The sequence below is a fragment of the Acidovorax sp. SRB_24 genome (assembly GCF_012931925.1).
This window is the reverse complement of sequence record NZ_MWOM01000054.1, coordinates 1-20,878: the sequence shown is the minus strand read 5'-3', so window position 1 is coordinate 20,878 and position 20,878 is coordinate 1. Positions and strand designations below refer to the sequence as shown.

Genomic DNA, 20,878 nt, shown 5'->3' with positions numbered 1-20,878 from the left:
CCCCGGGCCATCGTGGGGTGCGGTGATGGCGCGGGGCGTTGGGGGCAGGGCGATGGGCGGGTGGGTCGCTCAGGCGGCCCTGCCGCCCAGGTACAGGTCGCGCACCTGGGGGTCGTGCATGAGCTCGTGCGTGTGGCCCGTGAGCGCCACCGTGCCCATCGAGAGGATGTAGGCCCGGTCGGACATGCGCATGGCCTCCATGGCGTTTTGCTCGACCATGAGGATGGTGACCTTCTCCTTGGCGCGCACCTCGACGATGGCGTCGAACACCTCTTGCAGCACCTTGGGCGACAGGCCGGCCGAGGGCTCGTCGAGCAGCAGCAGCTGCGGGCTGGGCATGAGCGCGCGGGCCAGCGCCAAGATCTGGCGCTCGCCGCCGGACAGTGACGACGCCGCTGCGGTGAATTTGCGGCGCAGCACGGGGTACAGCTCGCACAGCTGTTCCATGCGGCGTTCGCAATCGGCCTTGGCCAGGTAGTGGCCGCCGACCTGCATGTTCTCGCGCACCGTGAGGTTGCTGAAGATGTTCTCGGTCTGCGGCACGAAGCCCAGGCTGCAGTGGCGGATCTTGCGGTGCACGGGCATGCGCGTGCGGTCCTGCCCGCCCAGCACCACGCTGCCGCTGCGCGGCAGCAGCACGCCGGCAATCGCCTTGAGCAGCGTCGATTTGCCGCAGCCGTTGGGGCCGAGCAGGGTGACGATTTCTGAGCGCGCCACCTGCAGCGAGATGCCTTTTAGGATGTCCACTTCGGCGGTGTAGCCCGCGATGATGTTGTCGATCTTGATCATCTTTAAGCAGCCTCCGCGCAGGGTTCTTTGTCGGCGCGGCCCAGGTAGGCCTGCACCACATGTTCGTTGGACGCCAGCTCGTCGGGGCGGCAGCTGGCCACGATGCGCCCGCGGTCGAGCACGATGCAGCGCGTGCACACCTCGCGGATGAAATGCATGTCGTGCTCCACGATCACCAGCGTCATGCCCTGGGCGTTGAGCTTTTGCAGCGCCTTGACGATGTCGCGGCGCAGGTTGGGGTGCACGCCGGCCGTGGGCTCGTCGAGGATCAGCAGGCGCGGGTCGCCCATCAGCGCGCAGACGATGCCCAGCAGCTTCTTCTGCCCGCCCGAGAGGGCCGAGGCCGGCAGGTCGCGCACATGGGTCAGCAGCAGCTGCTCCAGCAGGGCCGTGGCCTTGGCATGGGCGGACTGCTCCACGCGCCGGGCGGCGCTCAGGCCCAGCAGCGTGTCCCACACGCCGTGGCGTTCGGTGGCGGCGGCCATGGCCACTTCCATCACCGACATCTTCTTGGGCATCGACGGTAGCTGGAAGGTGCGGCCAATGCCGGCCGCCACGATGCGGTGCGCGGGCAGCTGCTCGATGCGGCGGCCCTCGAGCTGGATCTGGCCGCGGTCGGCCGCAGCAAAACCGGTGATGAGGTTGAGCAGGGTGCTCTTGCCCGAGCCGTTGGGGCCCAGCAGGCCCACGATCTCGCCGGGTGCCACCGACAGGTTCAGGTCTTGCAGCACATGGTTGCCGCCAAAAGACTTGGCGACGTTGTCGACCTGGAGCAGGGCAGCGTTCATGGAATCCTCCGCAACTTTTCAGGGAACAGGCCCTCGCTGCGCCACAGCAGGCACAGCAGCAGGATGGCGCCGATCAGGCCCAGGCGCAGCGCGCCGGCAACGTCGGAGTCAAAACCCATCCAGTCCTTGGCGAAGGGCACCAGCACATGGGCCGCCTGCACCATCACCACCCCCACCAGCACGCCCAGGGTGCTGCCCAGGCCGCCGATCATGAGCATGGTCCACAGCAGAAAGGTCTCGGAGGCGAGCATGTAGTCCGGCCCTGCAAAGCTCATGTAGTGGGCGTAGAGAAAGCCGCCCAGCGCCGTCACGGCGGCGCCGCTCATGATGGCGCGCGTCTTGAGCGAGCGCAGGTCGTAGCCCATGCAGGTGGCCAGCTGGGGCTCTTCGCGCATCAGCCGCAGGGCGCGGCCGAAGCGGCCATTGCCAAGGCGGGTGCAGAGCAGGGCGCCGGCGGCGACGATGGCCAGCACCAGCGCCAGGAAGGCCACGCCGTTCCAGGGCCGCGGCACGCCATCGAACAGCGCCGGGATGGCGCTGATGCCGTTGGCGCCACCGGTGAGCCAGCCCTCGTTGGTGGCGATGGTGCGCAGGATCTCGGCAATCGCCAGCGTGGCGATGCCCCAGTAGTCGGAGGCCAGCTTGCGGCCCAGGCCGGCCATGAACCAGCCCAGCGTCATGGCCAGGCCCACACCCAGACCCAGGCTGGCCAGGGGCGACCAGCCCAGGCCGAAGCCGATGCCTGCCGCGTAGGCGCCCAGGCCGGCAAAGGCGATGTGGCCGAAGTTCAGCAGCCCGGCATAGCCCGCCTGCAGGTTCAGGCCAAGGGCCATCAGCGCGTAGATGCCGGCGATGGTCAGCGAAGAGATGGCGAAATCAAACACGGCGGACCTCCCGGTCGAACAGCCCGTAAGGCTTGAACAGCAATGCCAGCAGCAGGATCAGGAACGAGGCGGCGCTGATGTAGGCCACGGGCATGAACACCAGCTCGCGCCCGAAGAACATGCCGAAGTTGATGTTGGTCACCGCGGTCTCCGTGATGGCAATCAGCAGCGCGCCGACCACGGCGCCGAGCGGGTTGCCCAGGCCGCCCAGGATGGCTGCAGCGAACACCGGCAGAAGCAGGTCGTTGCCCAGGTTGATGTGCGCGCCGGTGGACAGCGCCAGCATGCTGCCGCCCAGCCCGGCAATGGCGCCGGCGCTGAAGCTCACAAAGTAGGTGATGTGCTCGGCGTTGAGCCCCGAGGCATTGGCCAGCATGCCGTTGCTGGCCAGCGCCCGCATGGCGCGGCCCAGCCGGGTGTAGAACAGCAGCAGCACGAACAGCGCCAGCAGCACGGCCGTGGTGCCAATCATGTACAGCTGCGTGTGGGCGATGCGCGCCCCGCCCAGCACCAGCGGCTCCACGCGGGGCAGGTTGAACATGCGCGGAAATGAGCCGGCCAGCCCCTGCATGCCGGCGATCACCAGCATGGCGATGGCCAGCGAGCCGATCATGGCAATGGCCGGCCCACCGCGCAGCAGGCGGCGGAACACCAGCACATGCAGCACCAGCGTCAGCAGCCCGGTCAGCACGCTGGCGATCAGCAGTGCGGCTACGAGCGGAACGCCTGAACTGTGCAGCGCATAGGTGGCATAGGCGCCGAACATGGCGTACTGCACATGGGCGACGTTGGGGAATTTCACCAGGCCGTACAGCATGCTCAGGCCCAGCGCAATCAGCGCCAGGTCGGAGGCGCGCAGCACGGTGTCAACCAGGAATTGAAGCATCTCGGGGGTCTCGGGGCTAGTCCGCGCGCCGGCCGCCAGCGGCCGGTGCGCGGGGTTCTTTCACGTTCAGCGGGGGGCGAGCTTGCCGTCGGCAAACTTCAGCTTGTCGTACGGTGGGTCCACGCGCTGGCGGTCTTCGTCAAAGCGGATGAGCCCTGTCACGCCCGGGTAGCCGGCCGTGCCGATGTCCTTGAGCGCTGCCTGGATGGCGGGCGCCGTGGTCGCCTTGGCCTTTTCGATCGCGGCGGCGGTCAGCAGCACGGCGTCGTAGCCGTAGCCGGTGTACGAGGTCTTGAAGCCTTCCTTGTACTTGGCGGCGAACGCGTCGGAGTACGCCTTGCCGGCCGGGCCTTGCACCGAGCCGAGTTCCATGCCGAGCTGGCCGTTGGCGATGGCGGGCGGCGTGTCCGACAGGCTCATGCTCATCAGGATGGCGTACCAGGGCGTCTTGCGCAGGCCCAGTTCCTCGGCCTCGCGGTTGAGCACGGCCGACTCCTGGCCGTACGCGGTGTAGACATAGGCATCGGGGTTGCTGCGCGACATCTGCTGCAGCTCGCGCCGGTAGGTGGACTGGCCGGCGGTGTAGAGCACCTCGGTCACGACCTTGCCGCCGAGCTTTTCAAACTCGGCCTTGTAGCCTTCGAGCACGCCCTGGCCGTAGGCATTGTTGGGCGCCACCATGGCCACGCGGCGGTAGCCCATGTCGTAGGTGTCCTGCGCGGCGAAGCGGTTGCTGAAGTTCTCCAGGCCCACCAGGCTGAACGACGTGGCGCCGAGCTGGCGGATCTTGGTGCTGCTGCTGGAGATGTTCAGGTGGGTGACGCCTTCCTTGACCAGGTACTGCGCCAGCGGCAGCGTGATGCCGGACGAGTACTCGCCCATCACCACAGGCACCTTGTCGACGGTGGCCAGCTTGCGCCCGGCGTTCAGCGCCGTGGTGGGGTTGCCGCCGGAGTCTTCAACGATGACGTTGATCTTCTTGCCCAGCACGCCGCCCTTCGCATTGACATGCTCGACGCCCAGCATCACGCCGCGGCGCACGTCTTCGCCCACCGTCGCATTGGCGCCGGTGAGGGACAGCACGGCGCCGATGTTGATGGCGTCCTGCGCGAGGGCCGGCAAGGCGGTTGCCAGCGTCAGCAGGCACGCAGCAGCGGTGGCGCGAAGGGGGGAAAAACCGGGGACCTTACGAAAGCTCATGATGCACTCCTGGTTGGTGACGGGTAGGGAACGGGGATAGGGATGTCCAGCAGCTGTCGGAATGGGCGCGGGGGCCTCAGTGCTCGAACAGCCGGCCAAACTGGGGCAGGGCGTCGCGCACGCCGGCCAGACGCAGTGCGTGCCAGGCCATGGCGCTGTTGCTGGCAATGACTGGCTTGCCGAGCGCCTGCTCGACCTCGCGCGTGAGTGCCGCCATGCGCAGGCTGGTGCACGAGACGAAGACCGCGTCCACGTCGTCGTGCGCGCCGGTGGCCAGGATGGCGGCGCGCAGCGAGGCCGCGTCAATGCGCGCAACCTCGTTGTCGTTGCTGTGGTTGAAGGTGGCAATGCGCGTGATGTCAAAGCCGCTGTCGACGAGGTGGTCTTCAAACAGCGCGTTGACGCTTTGCACATAGGGCGTGATCAGCGCGATGCGCTGTGCACCCAGCGCGCGCAGGCCGGCCACGGCACCGGTGATGGGCGTGGTGCAGGCCACGCCGGGGCGGGCTTCGCGGATGCGCTGCGCCACCTGCTCCTCGCCGATCACGATGGAGCCCGAGGTGCAGCCGAAGGCGACGACCTGCAGCGGCACGTCGGGCACGATCAGCTGCACGGCGGCCGTGATGTCTTTCTCCATCGCCGCCAGGTTGGCGGGCGTGATGTCGGGCGAGTTGTGCAGGCGCGCCTCAAAGAAGGCCACGCCCGGCAGGTTCATGATCTGGCGCCATTCGTGTTCCAGCGTCTGGTCGGTGGCCAGTACCACCAGGCCGATGGCGGCGCGGGACATCACGCCGGCGTCCATGGTGAAGGGCAGCACGCTGAAGGTGCTGGGCGGGGAAGCGAGTTCGGTGCTCATGCGAGGGTCATTCCGGTGATGTCGATGGCGGGCTGGCGCCCGTGCATCAGGTCGACCACGATCTGCGCCGTGCCGCAGGCCATGGTCCAGCCCATGTGGCCGTGGCCGGTGTTGAAGTACAGGTTGGCGTGGCGGCTCTTGCCCAGGATGGGCGTGTTCTCGGGCGTCATCGGGCGCAGGCCGGCCCAGTACTCGGGCTGGCTGAAATCGGCGCCGTTCGGGAACAGCTGGCGCGCGGCGCGCAGCATGGGCTCGAAGTCTTTCGGCGTGTGCCGGGTGTCGTAGCCGCTGAATTCCGCCGTGGCGGTGAAGCGCAGCCGGTCGCCAAAGCGCGCCCAGGCCACGAGGTTGTTTTCATCCACGCCGGCGAGCGTGGGCGGTTGATAGCCTTCGCCGGCCGGAAACGTCACGGAGTAGCCCTTGACGGGGTAGATCGGAAGGCTGTAGCCCAGCGGCCGCGCCACGATGGGCGAGTAGCTGCCCAGCGAGAGCACGTAGTCGTCGGCCGTGATGCGGCCGGCGCTGGTGCGCACCGCCTCGATGCGCCCGCCAGCGCTGTCGATGCCGTCGATCGAGGTGTCCATCAGGAACTTCACGCCCGCCTCGCGGCAGCGCTGGGCCAGGTGGCGCGTGAACATGCGCGCGTCGCCGCTCTCGTCGCTGGGGCAGTAGATGGCGCCGGCAATGTGCTGGCATGCGCCGGCCAGCGCCGGTTCGTGCGCGATCACCGAGTTGGTGTCGAGCGCATCGAGCTGCATGCCGCCGTCGGCCAGGATCTGCATGTTGGCGCGGCCACGGGCAAACGAGGCCTCGTCGCGGTACATGTAGAGGGCGCCACGGCTGATGCGCTCGTACTGCAGGTCTTGCGCGGCGGTGAGTGCCTGCAACTGCTGCTGTGAATAGCGGCAGAGCACGAGCTTGCGGCCGGTGTTGATGCGCGAGCGCTCGGCCGTGCAGTTCTGCAGAAACTTCCACAGCCAGACCCACATGTGCGGATCGGGGTTGAGCTTCAGGCGCAGGGCTTGGCTGCTGTCGCGCAGCGAGCGCCACAGCACGCCGGGCGCACGGGGAGACGCCCAAGTGTACGAGTGGCCGGGCGCCACCATGCCGGCGTTGGCATAGCTGGTTTCGGCGGCGGCGAGCGACTGGCGGTCGATCACGGTGACCTGGCGCCCCTGCGCTGCCAGGTACCAGGCGGTGGTGACGCCCGCAACGCCGGCGCCCAAGACCACGGTGTGCATATCGGTGTCCTTGACGTTGCGGGCGTCAGGCGACGGCGACCACACCGATTTCAACGGTGTAGGGCGGGAAGGCCAGTGCCGATTCCACGCAGGCGCGGGCCGGCGCATGGCCGGCGGGCACCCAGGCGTCCCACAGGGTGTTCATGTCGGCGAAGGTCTTGTGGTCGGCCAGCCAGATGGTGGCCTGGACGATCTTGGTCTTGTCGCTGCCGGTCTCGGCCAGCAGGGCGTCGATCTTGTCGAGGATCTGGCGCGTCTGGCCGGCCACGTCCAAAGCGGTGTCGGTAGCGACCTGGCCGGCGAGGAAGATGAAGCCGTTGGCCACGACGGCTTGGCTCATGCGGTTGTTGGTCTGGATGCGTTGGATGGTCATGCGAAATCTCCGAGGGTCTGGTGGCCATGGAAGGGCCGTTTACAAAAGCGAAACCGGGGCATTGCCTCGGTGCGTGCCGTCCCGCCGCAAGCGGCTTCGAAAAGCCGTGCCGCAGGCCGGTTTATCTTCGTGAATTACTAGTGCCGCACTAAGTGTAGACACTTGTGATTTGGCTGGTCAATGCAGTTTGGTAGTGGTTTTCACTGAGGCACTGGACGGCCATCGGTGGCGCTGCCACGGCGCCGGTCGGAGCCGGACGCAGCGGTCCCCGAATCGGAAAAGAAGCGCGCGCGGCATCGCCGGACGCGATGGCGCCCGGGCGGGGAGACTCTTTTTTATAGCTGCCAGCGCTTGATGGCAAAGGGCTGGAGGCCTATTTCATGCCCAGCCCAGCTTGCCGCGCCGCGCGTGCTACAGCTTCTTCACCAGCACCTGGCTGCGCCGGTCCCAGTTGTACTTGCGCTTGCGCGCCTCGGGCAGCCAGTCGGGGTCGACCTGCTGAAAGCCGCGCTTGATGAACCAGTGCATGGTGCGCGTGGTGAGCACGAAGATGCTGTCGAGCCCCAGGTTGCGCGCGCGCTGCTCGATGCGCTTGAGCAGTTTTTCGCCGTCGCCCGTGCCCTGGCTTTGCGGCGACACCGTGACGGCGGCCATTTCGGCCGTGCGCGCTTCGGGGTAGGGGTAGAGCGCAGCGCAGCCGAAGATCACGCCGTCGTGCTCGATGATGGTGTAGCTGGCGACGTCGCGCTCGATCTCGGTGCGGTCGCGCTTGACGAGCGTGCCGTCGCGCTCGAAGGGCTCGATCAGCTGCAGGATGCCGCCGACATCGTCGACCGTGGCCTCGCGCAGCTCTTCGAGCTTTTCATCGACCACCATGGTGCCGATGCCGTCGTGCACATAGATTTCGAGCAGCAGCGCACCGTCCACGGCAAACGGGATGATGTGGCTGCGCTCCACGCCGCCCTGGCAGGCCTTGACGCAGTGCTGCAGATAAAACCCCGTGTCGGTCGGGCGCTGGCTGGCGGGCATGCGCGCCAGCAGCTCCCGCGCCTGGGCCAGGGGCAGTTCGGTGTCGATGGGGTTGTCCTCGCCGTTGGGCTGCCCGGGGTGCTGGCGAATGCCCGCCACCTCGGACAGGAAGATCAGCTTGTCGGCCTTGAGCGCAATGGCCACGCTGGTCGCGACCTCTTCCATGGCCAGGTTGAAGGCTTCGCCCGTGGGCGAGAAGCCAAACGGCGAGATCAGCACCATGGCGCCAAAGTCGAGCGAATGCGTGATGCTCGCCACGTCGACCTTGCGCACCACGCCCGAGTGCTTGAAATCCACGCCGTCAACGATGCCGACGGGCCGCGCGGTGATGAAATTGCCCGAGATCATGCGCACCGTCGATCCCGCCATCGGCGTGTTCGGCAGGCCCTGGCTGAACGCAGCCTCGATCTCGTAGCGCAGCTGGCCGGCGGCCTCCTGCGCGCAGTCGAGCGCCACCGAGTCGGTGATGCGCATGCCGTGCGAGTAGTGCGCGGCGTGGCCCTTGGCCTGCAGCTGCTCGTTGACCTGCGGGCGAAAGCCGTGCACCAGCACGATCTTCACGCCCATGGCCTGGATCATGGCCAGGTCCTGCGCGATGCTGTGCAGCTTGCCGGCCGCAATGGCCTCGCCCGTGAGCCCGACCACAAAGGTCTGGTGGCGGAACTTGTGGATGTAGGGCGCAACCGACCGGAACCAGGGCACGAAGGTGAAGTTGAAAACGGTGGACATGCGCGGGTGGGGCGTGGGGCAGGGTCAGTGAAAACCAGCAGAGGCTGGGATAATTCGCGATTCTCTACGAAGTCGCCACCTTGTCTGCTCCCGCACCCGTCTCCCCGCTGAAAATCACGTTTCCCGAATCCTTGCCCGTGTCTGCGCGGCGCGACGAGATCATGGAGGCGCTGCAAAAGCACCAGGTCATCATCGTCTGCGGCGAGACCGGCTCGGGCAAGACCACGCAGCTGCCCAAGATCGCGCTCGCCCTGGGGCGCGGCAAGTGCAATGCCAGGCCGGGCGAAAAGGGCCAGCTGATCGGCCACACCCAGCCGCGCCGCATCGCCGCGAGCTCGGTGGCCAAGCGCATTGCCGAGGAGCTCAACACCCCGCTCGGCGACGTGGTCGGCTACAAGGTGCGCTTCCAGGACCGGCTCTCGCGCGACGCGTCGGTCAAGCTTATGACCGACGGCATCCTGCTGGCCGAGACGCAGACCGATCCGCTGCTCAAGGCCTACGACACGATCATCATCGACGAGGCGCACGAGCGTAGCCTGAACATCGACTTCCTGCTCGGCTACCTGCGCCAGATCCTGCCGCGCCGGCCCGATCTGAAGATCGTGGTGACCTCGGCCACCATCGACGCCGACCGCTTTGCCAAGCACTTTGCCAGCAGCAAGGGGCCGGCACCGGTCATCCAGGTCTCGGGTCGCACCTTTCCGGTCGAGCAGCGCTGGCGCCCGTTCGAGGAAAGCCGCGACTATGGTTTGAACGACGCCATTGCCGACGGCGTCGACGAGCTCTGGCAGGGCAATGCGGGCGGCGACATCCTGGTCTTCCTGCCCGGCGAGCGCGAGATCCGCGAGGCCGCCGACCACCTGCGCAAGCACCTGGCGCACCAGCCGCTGACGCGCAACGCAGAGGTGCTGCCGCTGTTTGCCCGCCTGTCGCAGGCCGAGCAGGACCGCATCTTTGACGGCCACACAGGCCGGCGCATCATCCTGGCGACCAATGTGGCCGAGACTTCGCTCACGGTGCCGGGCATCCGCTACGTGATCGACGCCGGCACGGCGCGCGTCAAGCGCTACAGCCTGCGCAGCAAAGTTGAGCAGCTGCTGGTCGAGCCGATCAGCCAGGCGGCGGCCAACCAGCGCGCCGGGCGCTGCGGCCGCGTGGCCAACGGCATCTGCCTCCGGCTGTACGAAGAGACCGACTTTGCCGGCCGCCCGCGCTTCACCGACCCCGAAATCCTGCGCTCGTCGCTCGCCGGCGTGATCCTGCGCATGAAGTCGCTGCACCTCGGCGTGGTCGAAGACTTCCCGTTCATCGACGCGCCATCGAGCCGTGCGATTGCCGACGGCTACCAGCTGCTCAATGAACTCGGCGCGGTGGACGACAGGAACGAACTCACGCCCATGGGGCGCGAGCTGTCCAAGCTGCCACTTGACCCGCGCGTGGGCCGCATGATTCTGGAGGCGCGCGCGCGCGGGGCGCTCAGCGAGGTGCTGGTCATTGCCAGCGCGCTGAGCCTGCAGGACGTGCGCGACCGCCCCATGGACGCGCAACAGCAGGCCGACCAGCAGCACGCCAAGTTCGACGACGACAAGAGCGAGTTCAGCGGTTACCTCACGCTGTGGAAATGGCTGCAGGAGGCGCGCGGCGGCACCATGCCCACGCTCGCGTCGGCGCGCGTGCAGCAGCAACAGGCGCAGGCACGGCGCAAGGGCAGTGCATCGCAGGCGTTTTTGCCGGTATCGCAGCGCCTGGTCGCGCCGGCCCCCGCACCTGCGCCGGCGCCCGTGCTGGCGCAGGGCGGCGCCGCGCCCACGCACAAGCTCAGCAACCGCCAGTACGAGCAGCTGCTGCGCCAGAACTTCATCAACGTGCGCCGCGTGCGCGAGTGGCGCGACGTGCACAGCCAGCTGCTCACGGTGGTGGCCGAGCACGGCTGGGAGGCCAACGCGCAGCCGGCAAGCTATGAGCAGCTGCACCTGTCGATGCTGGCCGGGCTGCTCGGCAACATCGGCTTCAAGCCCGAGGAAGAGGACGTGTACCTGGGCGCACGCGGCATCAAGTTCCACCGCCACCCGGGCGCGCACCTGCGCAAGAAGCCGGGGCGCTGGATCGTCTGCGCCGAGCTAGTCGAAACCACGCGCCTGTTTGGCCGCGGCATCGCCGCCATCGAGCCGGCTTGGCTCGAAGAGGTGGGCGCGCACCTGCTCAAGAAGCAGTTGCTCGACCCGCACTGGGAGAAGAAGGCCGCCGAGGTCGTCGCCTTCGAGCGCGCCACGCTGTACGGCCTGGTGGTCTACAGCGGCCGGCGCGTGGGCTTCGACAAGGTCGATCCGCAGGCCGCGCGCGAGATGTTCATCCGCCAGGCGCTGGTGGCCGGCGATCTGCTGCCCGAAGCACACAAGCGCCTGCCGTTTCTCGCCGCCAACGAAAAGCTGATTGCCCACGTCGAGGCGCTCGAGCACAAGTCGCGCCGCCAGGACGTGCTGGTGGACGAGGAGCTGATCTACGCCTTCTACGACCAGCAGCTGCCGCAGGACGTGACCAACGGGCGCGGCTTCGAGCACTGGTACCGCGCCGAGGCCAAGGCACGCCCCGAATTGCTCAAGCTCACGCGCGACGAACTGATGCGCCACGAGGCGGCCGGCATCACCACCAGCGCCTTTCCGCGCACCGTGCGGCTCGGTGGCGTGGATTGCGCGGCCAGCTACCTGCATGCGCCCGGCGACGCGCGCGACGGCCTCACGGTGACGGTGCCGCTGTTCGTGCTCAACCAGGTGCACGAGGAGCAGTGCGAGTGGCTCGTGCCCGGCATGCTCAAGGACAAGATCCAGGCGCTGCTCAAGAGCCTGCACCAGCGCCCGCGCAGCCGCTTCGTGCCGCTGCCCGAATCGGCCGCGCGGCTGGCGCAGCTGCTGGGCACGCCCGAGCGCATGGGCCGCGTGGGCCTGCTCGATGCGCTGCTCAAGCAGGTGCGCGACGAGACCTCGCTCGACGTCAAGCGCGCCGACTTCAAGCTCGACATGGTGCCCGCGCACCTGTTCATGAACTTCCGCGTCGTCGACGAGCACGGCCGCCAGCTTGGCCAGGGCCGCAACCTCGGCGCGCTCAAGGCCGAGTGGGGCGCGAAGGCGCGCGGGGCCTTTCAGGCGCTTGCTTCATTAAAGATAGCTGCTGGCGCTGGCAGCCAGGCGGTTTCAGATGCAAAAGCACCTGAAAGCAAGCAAATCCGTGCGCAAGCAGATCCTAAAAAAGAAGCAAATGCCACGCCCGCCATGCCGGCGGGCCAGCGCTACACCGCCTGGACCTTCGGCGAACTGCCCGAGCTCATGGAGATCGGCAAAGGCGGCCAGACGCTGATCGGCTTTCCCGCGCTGATCGACGCGGGCGATGCCGTCACGATCGAAGTCTTTGACGAGCCCGAGGTCGCCGCTGCCAAGCACCGCGCCGGTCTGCGCCGCCTGTTTGCGCTGCAGATCAAGGACGCGCTCAAGTACCTCGAAAAGAACATTCCCGACCTGCAGAAAATGGCCGTGGCCTACATGCCGCTGGGCACGCAGGAAGAGCTGCGCAGCCAGATCCTTGATGTCGCGATGGACCGCGCCTTCCTGCTCGACCCGCTGCCCACCAGCGAGGCCGATTTCAAGCGCCGCGTCGACGAGGGCCGGGGGCGCCTGACGCTGATCGCCAACGAGGTGGCGCGCCTGGCGGGCACGATCCTCACCGAGTACGCCGCGGCCGCGCGCAAGATCAAGGACACCAAGGGCGCGCCCGAGGCCACGGCAGACGCTCTGCAGCAGCTGCAGCGCCTGGTGCCGAAGAACTTCCTGACCGCCGCGCCCTGGCCGCAGCTGGCGCACTTCGCGCGCTACCTCAAGGCCATCACGCTGCGCCTGGACAAAGTCCGCGCCGACCCGGCGCGCGACGCCACCAAACTGGCCGAGCTGCGCCCGCAGGAGCAGCGCTACTGGCGCCTCGTGGCCGAGCGCAAAGGCCAGGTCGACGCGCGCATGCAGGAGCTGCGCTGGCTGCTCGAAGAACTGCGCGTGAGCTTCTTCGCGCAGGAGCTGCGCACGCCGCAGCCGGTGAGCGTCAAGCGGCTGGACAAGCTGTGGGCGCAGATCAACAGCTGATCGGCGGGCTGTGCGAACAATCCCGACGCGAGCCTCGCGCACCGGGATGGGTCAGGGGCCGACAGCGCGTTTTGGCCGCCATGCAGCCAGACACGTCCCACACACACGCCAGCGCTACGGGGAAGGCTTTGCGTAGACATCGGCACTGAGCACCTCCAGGCCGACAAAGGGGGCGTTGCCTTCGACCCAGGCATCGTGGCCAGGCGGGATGGCGTAGGACTCTCCTGCGCTGAGCGTTTTCTCGGAACCGTCCTGCATTCGAACGGTGAGCTTTCCCGAAACGACATGCCCCACATGCGAGAGTTGGCAATACTCTGTCTTCACCACGGGCTTGATGCATTCTGACCAACGCCACCCGGGTTCGAAGTTGAACCGCCCGATCGTGTAGCCCTGCAGCTTTACCACCTCGACGCGGGTTTTGTTGGGTGTGCGAAGCTCGTCCGGCGTGCCATGCGATTTGACTTCGAGCTTCTCAACGCTGACGGGAGTGACCATGATTTTCTCCTTCGATTGAGCCGCCCCCGCTATCGCGGAATTCTTAAGGGATCGCTGATGAATTGGAGGGCAACCGAGAAACTATCGCGATGTCATTCGCATGGCAATGCGATCGATCACATGCAGTTACGGGTTGGCGGCTCATGGCACGGCATTGTGTGCGCCGCGCTATCCAGCTGGTCAGCGGAGCAAAGCGATGCAGGTATACAGGACGCCAGCACGACCTCATCCAACGGGCCACAAATCCGCACAAGTTTTGCACTCGTTCCGTGTAACGGGGTCGCTTGAAAAGCTTCAACGGCAGAGCAGATGCCTGCCCCAAGCTGTGGCGGTCGCGGGACGACCCACTGCTGTCTCACATATTTCAGAGCGTGATGACGGCCATCCATCGTGTGTCATCGTTCGCGTGCCGAATTTGTCCACGGCGCGGCACGGAGCTGTCATTGACTCATCCGACCGACCGCCGGCCGCAGTGACCGGCCCCGGGGCCAACGGCTCACACCGCCAATTGGAGGTCGAATGTCTGCTGCTCGAAGCTTCGAACTGACGGTCTCGACCCGGAGCAGCCTTCTCGGTCAGTGCCCTGAAGCGGCCATTCACGGAGATGACAAGTTCGAGGCCATGGCATCCAACGGGCTCGTGGTGCCACCGACGGCAAGCTTCAAGACATGGGTGTAAATCATGGTGGTACTCACATCCGAGTGCCCCAGCAACTCTTGCACGGTACGAATATCGGTGCCTGCCTGCAGCAGGTGCGTGGCAAAACTGTGGCGCAACGTATGCACGGAAACCGGCTTGCAGATACCGATCTGCGCTACGGCTTTCTTCATCGCCCGCTGCAAATGCTCCTCATACACATGGTGCCGGCGTTCAACTCCTGTGCGTGGGTCAATCGAAAGCGCAGGGGCTGGAAAAACCCAGAACCAGCCCCAACGCTGGCCCACTCCTGGATATTTCACTTCCAGTGCATGTGGCACCTCCACTCCACCGCGCTGGGCTTGTCGGTCATGCTCCCACTGTGCCCGTGCTGCAAGAGCTTGCTGCCGCAAGTCGGCTGCCAAGCTACGCGGCAGCATGACGACGCGGTCTTTGCCCCCCTTGGCCTGCCGCACCACGATCACGCTGCGATCAAAATCCACATCTTTGATGCGCAGGCGCGTGCCCTCCATCAAACGCATACCCGTGCCACTGCACATAGGCTTGCTCGGTGCGCAGGCTATAGTGTTTGTAACGAATCCGCTCACGGATCTGATCCAGCAGCCGTGTGGCGCGCAACACAGGAGGGGTAGCGGGTTTCATGACTGAATTTAGTACTGTTGTTTTGTACAGCCTGTCGCCCGCTAGGCGTTGCGGCACGCCCCTTTCCAAAATTTTCTCCGAACAACTTAGACCGCAATGTCCAGATATGGCCTGCGGATGTATGCGGTCTACATGACGTTAGGCCACATGGACAGAGAAGTCGCACTTCAGATTCAGTCTCCTCTCCGCGTCGTCAGACGCGGCGACATATTCTGGATCGCCGCCGACGAGACGAGAGGCTCGTTTCCGGGGTCGCCACATCCGCATGTGGTCGTGCAAGAGGACGTCTTTAATCACTCTCGTATCAGCACCGTCATTGTCTGCGCCCTGAGTTCAAACCTCCATAAAGCGTCAGAGCCTGGCAATGTGCTGCTAGAACCTAGTGAGGGCGACTTGGAACGGCAAAGTGTCGTAATCGCCTCTCAAGTATCCTGCATCTACAAAGCGCGGCTGGGCTCGTACATTGGCTCGTTATCGGAAGCACGTATAGACCAGGTTGTTGCTGGGCTACGCTTCGTCCAAGCGGCCTTCCATCGCCACGGCTAGATCTCGGGCGATGCGGCCTAACAATTCGTTCAAGGCGGACGGCTACGCCGCCGCTTAACTCCAGCGTTGAGCGACTGCTTTTCCCTTTGAGCACCGGCCGCTCCTGGCCGGAACCTCACACTGATCTTGCTTCCGGGAAACTGCCATTGCGAGCGGCGGACCTCGCAAGGGACGACCGCCGTCGGCTCTCTCAGGTTTCAGTTTGCTCCGAGATCTTGAGTGCGTCATCGCTCTTGATGCCGAGGTTGAACAGAGCGCGCTCGCGCATGCGGTTCTTCATCTGGAGGCCGGACCCGGCGTGCCCAGATGTCCTTCACCTTGAACGGTGCCTTTTGGCCGACGATCTAACCCTTGTTTCACGGCTTGCGCGACACCATCGTGGTTGTTGGTTCCGTGGTGGTCTCCCATCGCGTCGATGCGCCAGGAAGCATGCACCTCGGCGCACCGATCGTTCTGTTTGCCGTGCGCCGACCGTACAGCCCGCCGTCTTTCATGGTCGGCTCGGGCATGGGGAAAGGCAGTGCTCGGCTTGCTCCAGCGTGACATGCGAGGCCAAGCCGTCTACGCTGAGGGCGCCGCGGCGGCTCGCCCGGCCGGCATTCTGCGGCGGCGCTGCCCCAGCGCCGCCACAGGACGCATGCCCTCGTGCCAGGCGCGCTGTGTCGATTCGGCTTGTCGTTGTTCGTCGACGGGATACGAGCGGCCCTCCGGCGGCGCACCGACCGGTCCACTTAACAGGAGTGAACACATGTCATACATCGATGGTTTCGTGATCGCAGTTCCTACCGCAAACAAGCAGAAGTTCATCGAGCACGCGCGCCATTTCGACGCGATGTTCATCGAGCTCGGCGCCGTCCGCGTGATCGAAGGCTGGGGCGACGACGTCCCCGACGGCAAAGTCACCGACTTCCGCCGCGCAGTCCAGGCCACGGCAGACGAGACGGTGGCGTTTTCGTGGGTCGAATGGCCGGACAAGGCCACGCGTGACGCAGGCATGAAGAAGATGATGGAGGACCCGCGCATGGATCCGTCCACGCCCGGCAATCCGCCCATGCCCTTCGACGGCAAACGCATGATCTTCGGCGGCTTCGCACAGGTGGTCGAAGTGAAGGCTTGAGGCGGCGCGGGTGACACCGCACCTCGGCGGGCCATGCGCTGCGGCGGGCGTCTGGCGCAGACTGTCGGCCCGCAGGCTGTGGCTGCGAGACATCGCGCGGGCCGCCCGGTGCGCGGACGAGCAAACGCCGCGCATCTCCCCGTGACCGTCTCCGCATGTAGGCTCCCGGGGCCCTGCAGGGCTTCACACTCGCGGCCACGAGCGGCTGCTTGCCGCTTTCGCGGCCGGTCGCTCGACATGCGACGCCAAGACAGGCGTTGGCCTCGAGTCGCAGCGTGTGGCTCGAAGCAAGGGTCAGGCGCTGGTCGGGGCGCCAGGGAAGCACTGGCTTGACTGTTCGAGATGAACCGAAGGCAGCTTGTTCTCGCAAAAAATGTGGATTCTCGGCGCAAGGTGCTCGTGGCCCACGACGGTTCCGAGGTAGAGCATCGTGAGTCCCTTGTAAGTCTCCGGATTCGTATTGAAGAGCGGCGTTCCGCAGTTTTTGCAGAAGTGGCGACGGGTTCGTTCTGTTACCGCATAGGCTGTCAGAGACTCCGAGCCTTGGGTTACGGAGAACTGCTGTTCCCGCACGACAACGTACGACGAATACGCGGCGCCGGTCATGGACCGGCAAAGGCCGCAGTGGCACGCGACGACTTGCACGGCTCGGCCCGCCACATTGAATTTAACGTGGCCACATTTGCAACTGCCTATCAACTTATCCATGTTTCCTCGCAACGGGGATACCCCCAAGCTTGAAGATGACGGCTGGCGATGCTCCTGCGTACCGAGCTGCCAACCGACACAAAAACCGCCCCATATACAGCCTACTGATCACCCTGTCGCAAGCGCTCATGGCGCACTTTTGAGACGGGGCTTTGAACGATGAAGCGGAGCGGCGGGCAGCGACGGCGTGGAGCGGCGGGGCAAACCGCTGTGAAGCGCCATTCTGATGGTGAACCAATATACCCAGCCCAGAATAAGTGCCTGCAGCGGCGCACGGATAAGCAGATAGACCGGCCCCCAAGCGTGTCCCCCCATCGGAATGTGGTGCAGCGCGGCATAAATGTTCAACGGAAAGAACACGACCAGCACTGCCGCCGCCGCGAGACCGCTCACGCGCCTGAGCTTCGGAACGAAAAAACCCAGCGCGATAGCGAATTCCAGAATGCCGGATGCATGGACAAGCAGCAGTCTCTCGGGAACCCAGGGCGGCAGCATCTGCACCATGGGCTGTGCCTGCACAAAGTGTCCGACTCCTGTGAAGACAAATAGAAGGCCCAAGCCCATGGCTGCAGCATTGCGAACATCGACACTGCGGCCGAAAGCAGCATGGAGCGCAACAGCCCCGAGCCAGGGGCCGAGCATAAGAGCGAGCATGATGACAGGGGTAATCACAGAAAATGACCTCTCCAAGTGGTGCAGAGTGCGTTCAAGTTGGATCGAATTTATGCAATGCCTTTGTCGATGTCCTGCGCGATGCGACGAAGCTGCCGAATCCGGGTGTGAACTGCATTCGGGCGCCATGAACGGAAAGCTACCGAACCGGATTTTCACGACCGGATGCAAGAGAGCGGTCTGAACTGGCTTGTGCGCAAGGGCGCTCCCAGACATCGGGGTGCACGAGCAAGCGCTGCTGCGGCCGCAAAAAAGCCCGCCGGAGCGGGCTCTGGAGTGACAGGGCTGAGTTTTCAAGTGCCGTGGAACTTGACCACCAGCGGCACGATCAGCAGCGCCACGATGTTGATGATCTTGATCAGCGGGTTCACCGCCGGGCCGGCCGTGTCCTTGTAGGGGTCGCCCACGGTGTCGCCCGTGACGGCGGCCTTGTGCGCCTCGCTGCCCTTGCCGCCGTGGTGGCCGTCTTCGATGTATTTCTTCGCGTTGTCCCAGGCGCCGCCGCCCGTGCACATGCTGATGGCGACGAAGAGGCCGGTAACGATGGTGCCCATCAAGAGGCCGCCCAGCGCCTTCGGGCCCAGCAGCAGGCCGACGGCGATCGGCACCACCACGGGCAGCAGGCTGGGGATGACCATTTCCTTGATGGCGGCGCTGGTCAGCATGTCGACCGCGCGGCCGTATTCGGGCTTGCCTGTGCCTTCCATGATGCCGGCAATGTCGCGGAACTGGCGCCGCACCTCGACCACCACGGCGCCGGCCGCGCGGCCCACGGCCTCCATGGCCATGGCGCCGAACAGGTAGGGGATCAGGCCGCCGATGAACAGGCCGACGATGACCATCGGGTCGCTCAGGTTGAAGCTGATCGCCTGGCCATAGCTCTCGAGCTTGTGCGTGTAGTCGGCGAACAGCACCAGCGCCGCGAGGCCCGCCGAGCCGATGGCGTAGCCCTTGGTGACGGCCTTGGTGGTGTTGCCCACGGCGTCGAGCGGGTCGGTCACGGCGCGCACCTCGGGGGGCATGTCGGCCATTTCGGCGATGCCGCCCGCGTTGTCGGTGATGGGGCCGTAGGCGTCGAGCGCCACCACGATGCCGGCCATGCTGAGCATGGCGGTGGCGGCGACGGCGATGCCATACAGGCCCGCGAGCTGGTACGACACGAGGATGGCGATGCAGACGCAGATCACCGGCCAGGCCGTGGAGCGCATCGACACGCCCAGTCCCGCGATGATGTTGGTGCCGTGGCCGGTGGTCGAGGCCTGCGCGATGTGCTGCACCGGCGAATACTGCGTGCCGGTATAGAACTCGGTGATCCAGACCAGCGCGGCCGTCAGCACCAGGCCCGTGGCGCAGGCGCCGAACAGCTTGATCTGGCTGCCGCTGGCGGCGATCGCGTTGTCGGGAATGATCCAGGCCGTGACGAACCAGAACGCGATCAGCGAGAGCACGCCGGCCACGGCCAGGCCCCGGTAGAGCGCCGGCATCACGTTCTTCATGCCCGGTGAGGCCTTGACGAAGAAGCAGCCGATGATCGATGCGACGATGGACACGGCGCCCAGCGCTAGCGGGTACAGCACGGCGTTGACCGGGGCGGCGGTCACCATCAGCGCACCCAGCACCATCGTGGCGATCAGCGTGACGGCGTAGGTCTCGAACAGGTCGGCCGCCATGCCGGCGCAGTCGCCCACGTTGTCTCCGACGTTGTCGGCGATCACGGCGGGGTTGCGCGGGTCGTCTTCGGGGATGCCGGCCTCGACCTTGCCCACGAGGTCGGCGCCGACGTCGGCGCCCTTGGTGAAGATGCCGCCGCCCAGCCGCGCGAAGATCGAAATCAGCGACGATCCGAAGGCAAAGCCGATCAGCGGGTTGAGCAGGTTGGCCAGCGTCTTGTCGGCTACCGGGTTGCTGCCGACCAGGAACCAGTAGAAGCCGGTGACGCCGAGCAGCCCGAGGCCCACCACCAGCATGCCGGTGATGGCGCCGCCGCGGAAGGCCACGTCGAGCGCCGGCCCGATGCCTTGCGTGGCGGCCTGCGCGGTGCGCACGTTGGCGCGCACCGAGACATTCATGCCGATGAAGCCGCAGGCGCCCGAGAGCACGGCGCCGATCGCGAAGCCCACGGCCGTCTTGGCATCAAGGAAAAGGCCGATCAGGATGGCCAGCACGACGCCGACGATGGCGATGGTCTTGTACTGCCGCGCCAGGTAGGCGGCCGCGCCGGCCTGGATGGCGCCCGCGATCTCTTGCATGCGCGCGTTGCCGGGGTCCTTGGCGAGGATCCAGCTGCGGGCCCAGATGCCATAGGCCACGGCAATCAGCCCGCACGCCAGGGCCAGGAGGAGGGGGGAAGTCAGCGCTGTGGATGCAGCCATTCGTTGTCTCCAGGTGTTCTTGTCTCGCACGGTAGAGGCACAACGCACCGGTCGTGTCTCCGCTGCGTTGCTTCCTCGACCGCCACCTGGGTCGATTGGCCAACCGGACCAATTTACCTTGAATAGCGCGCCTGCAAGCGGGCTGAAAGGGGCGAGCCGGTAAAATGAGGGTTAATCCCGACGGGGATCCCTGGTATCCCTCAACAACACGACCGACAACCATGTCCCTCAACAACGTCACCCCCGGCAACAACATCCCTGAATCCTTCAACGTGGTCGTTGAAATCCCCATGGATTCCGATCCCATCAAGTACGAAGTGGACAAGGAGTCGGGCGCCATCTTCGTCGACCGCTTCATGACCACGGCCATGTACTACCCGTCGAACTACGGCTACGTCCCGCGAACGCTCAGCGGCGACGGTGACCCGGTCGACGTGCTGGTCATCACCCCGTACCCGCTGGTGCCGGGCGTCGTCGTGCCCTGCCGCGCGCTCGGCATCCTGAAGATGGAAGACGAGGCCGGCATCGACGGCAAGGTGCTGGCCGTGCCCACCAACAAGGTGCTGGGCATGTACTCGGCCTGGAAGAACATCGAGGACGTGAACCCCGCGCGCCTGAAGGCCCTGAGCCACTTCTTCGAGCACTACAAGGACCTCGAAGAAGGCAAGTGGGTCAAGGTGCTGGGCTGGGAAGGCATTGACGCCGCGCACAAGGAAATCCTGGACGGCATCGCCAACTACAAAAACGCCCAGGTCTGAACGCGGCCG

18 protein-coding genes and 2 pseudogenes are annotated in these 20,878 nt (G+C 65.8%); 5 read left to right on the top strand and 15 right to left on the bottom strand.

The window, feature by feature from the left end; translation table 11 throughout:
* Window positions 1-69: 69 nt before the first annotated feature.
* From B2J89_RS16150 to argA, 9 genes are all read right to left on the bottom strand, one after another.
* Complete coding sequence (locus B2J89_RS16150) at window positions 70-789, bottom strand: ABC transporter ATP-binding protein (protein WP_169170035.1); 720 nt, start codon at window positions 787-789, stop codon at window positions 70-72.
* A 2-nt stretch (window positions 790-791) separates the two neighbouring features.
* Window positions 792-1,577 (bottom strand): ABC transporter ATP-binding protein, encoded by a 786-nt coding sequence (locus B2J89_RS16145; protein WP_169170036.1) that lies wholly within the window; start codon window positions 1,575-1,577, stop codon window positions 792-794.
* Entirely contained in the window at window positions 1,574-2,461 is an 888-nt protein-coding gene (locus B2J89_RS16140; protein WP_169170037.1) for a branched-chain amino acid ABC transporter permease, read from the bottom strand. Before B2J89_RS16140 ends, B2J89_RS16145 begins: the two co-directional genes overlap by 4 nt.
* Entirely contained in the window at window positions 2,454-3,347 is an 894-nt protein-coding gene (locus tag B2J89_RS16135; RefSeq protein WP_169170038.1) for a branched-chain amino acid ABC transporter permease, read from the bottom strand. The genes B2J89_RS16140 and B2J89_RS16135 overlap by 8 nt, the downstream gene beginning before the upstream one ends.
* A gap of 66 nt (window positions 3,348-3,413) precedes the next feature.
* Complete coding sequence (locus tag B2J89_RS16130; protein ID WP_169170039.1) at window positions 3,414-4,547, bottom strand: ABC transporter substrate-binding protein; 1,134 nt, start codon at window positions 4,545-4,547, stop codon at window positions 3,414-3,416.
* 76 nt (window positions 4,548-4,623) lie between these two features.
* Window positions 4,624-5,403 (bottom strand): aspartate/glutamate racemase family protein, encoded by a 780-nt coding sequence (locus tag B2J89_RS16125; protein WP_169170040.1) that lies wholly within the window; start codon window positions 5,401-5,403, stop codon window positions 4,624-4,626.
* Complete coding sequence (locus B2J89_RS16120; protein WP_169170041.1) at window positions 5,400-6,644, bottom strand: D-amino acid dehydrogenase; 1,245 nt, start codon at window positions 6,642-6,644, stop codon at window positions 5,400-5,402. The genes B2J89_RS16125 and B2J89_RS16120 overlap by 4 nt, the downstream gene beginning before the upstream one ends.
* 25 nt (window positions 6,645-6,669) lie before the next feature.
* Window positions 6,670-7,017, bottom strand: coding sequence for a RidA family protein (locus B2J89_RS16115; RefSeq protein WP_169170042.1), 348 nt, complete (start codon window positions 7,015-7,017; stop codon window positions 6,670-6,672).
* A 411-nt stretch (window positions 7,018-7,428) separates the two neighbouring features.
* Window positions 7,429-8,775 (bottom strand): amino-acid N-acetyltransferase, encoded by a 1,347-nt coding sequence (gene argA / locus B2J89_RS16110; RefSeq protein WP_169170043.1) that lies wholly within the window; start codon window positions 8,773-8,775, stop codon window positions 7,429-7,431.
* Window positions 8,776-8,936: 161 nt separating this feature from the next.
* Here argA and hrpA point away from each other — a divergent pair, with 161 nt between their 5' ends.
* Window positions 8,937-12,902 (top strand): ATP-dependent RNA helicase HrpA, encoded by a 3,966-nt coding sequence (gene hrpA / locus B2J89_RS16105; protein ID WP_240965051.1) that lies wholly within the window; start codon window positions 8,937-8,939, stop codon window positions 12,900-12,902.
* 114 nt (window positions 12,903-13,016) lie between these two features.
* On the opposite strand, the gene B2J89_RS16100 is transcribed toward hrpA, so the two are convergent.
* Window positions 13,017-13,397 (bottom strand): cupin domain-containing protein, encoded by a 381-nt coding sequence (locus B2J89_RS16100; protein WP_169170044.1) that lies wholly within the window; start codon window positions 13,395-13,397, stop codon window positions 13,017-13,019.
* Window positions 13,398-13,993: 596 nt separating this feature from the next.
* A pseudogene (locus B2J89_RS16095) lies at window positions 13,994-14,584 on the bottom strand (integron integrase); the annotation flags it as partial.
* A gap of 208 nt (window positions 14,585-14,792) precedes the next feature.
* Here B2J89_RS16095 and B2J89_RS16090 point away from each other — a divergent pair.
* Window positions 14,793-15,242, top strand: a complete 450-nt coding sequence (locus B2J89_RS16090) for a type II toxin-antitoxin system PemK/MazF family toxin (RefSeq protein ID WP_371736024.1) — start codon at window positions 14,793-14,795, stop codon at window positions 15,240-15,242.
* Between the two features lie 229 nt (window positions 15,243-15,471).
* Here the strand turns inward: B2J89_RS16090 and B2J89_RS16085 are convergent.
* Window positions 15,472-15,586, bottom strand: a pseudogene (locus B2J89_RS16085) (integrase); the annotation flags it as partial.
* Between the two features lie 19 nt (window positions 15,587-15,605).
* Between B2J89_RS16085 and B2J89_RS16080 the strand changes: the two are divergent.
* Both B2J89_RS16080 and B2J89_RS16075 read left to right on the top strand, forming a co-directional pair.
* Window positions 15,606-15,785, top strand: coding sequence for a hypothetical protein (locus tag B2J89_RS16080; RefSeq protein WP_169170027.1), 180 nt, complete (start codon window positions 15,606-15,608; stop codon window positions 15,783-15,785).
* Window positions 15,786-15,990: 205 nt separating this feature from the next.
* Window positions 15,991-16,359, top strand: coding sequence for a DUF1428 domain-containing protein (locus tag B2J89_RS16075; RefSeq protein ID WP_169170046.1), 369 nt, complete (start codon window positions 15,991-15,993; stop codon window positions 16,357-16,359).
* A 294-nt stretch (window positions 16,360-16,653) separates the two neighbouring features.
* On the opposite strand, the gene B2J89_RS23230 is transcribed toward B2J89_RS16075, so the two are convergent.
* The 3 genes from B2J89_RS23230 to B2J89_RS16060 form a co-directional block, all read right to left on the bottom strand.
* Window positions 16,654-17,067, bottom strand: coding sequence for a GFA family protein (locus B2J89_RS23230; protein WP_169170047.1), 414 nt, complete (start codon window positions 17,065-17,067; stop codon window positions 16,654-16,656).
* Between the two features lie 126 nt (window positions 17,068-17,193).
* A complete protein-coding gene (locus B2J89_RS16065; RefSeq protein ID WP_205763857.1) occupies window positions 17,194-17,739 on the bottom strand; it encodes a hypothetical protein in 546 nt (181 codons plus the stop codon).
* A gap of 293 nt (window positions 17,740-18,032) precedes the next feature.
* Entirely contained in the window at window positions 18,033-20,111 is a 2,079-nt protein-coding gene (locus tag B2J89_RS16060) for a sodium-translocating pyrophosphatase (protein ID WP_169170048.1), read from the bottom strand.
* Between the two features lie 221 nt (window positions 20,112-20,332).
* Between B2J89_RS16060 and ppa the strand changes: the two genes are divergently transcribed.
* Complete coding sequence (gene ppa / locus B2J89_RS16055; protein ID WP_169170049.1) at window positions 20,333-20,869, top strand: inorganic diphosphatase; 537 nt, start codon at window positions 20,333-20,335, stop codon at window positions 20,867-20,869.
* Window positions 20,870-20,878 lie beyond the last annotated feature (9 nt).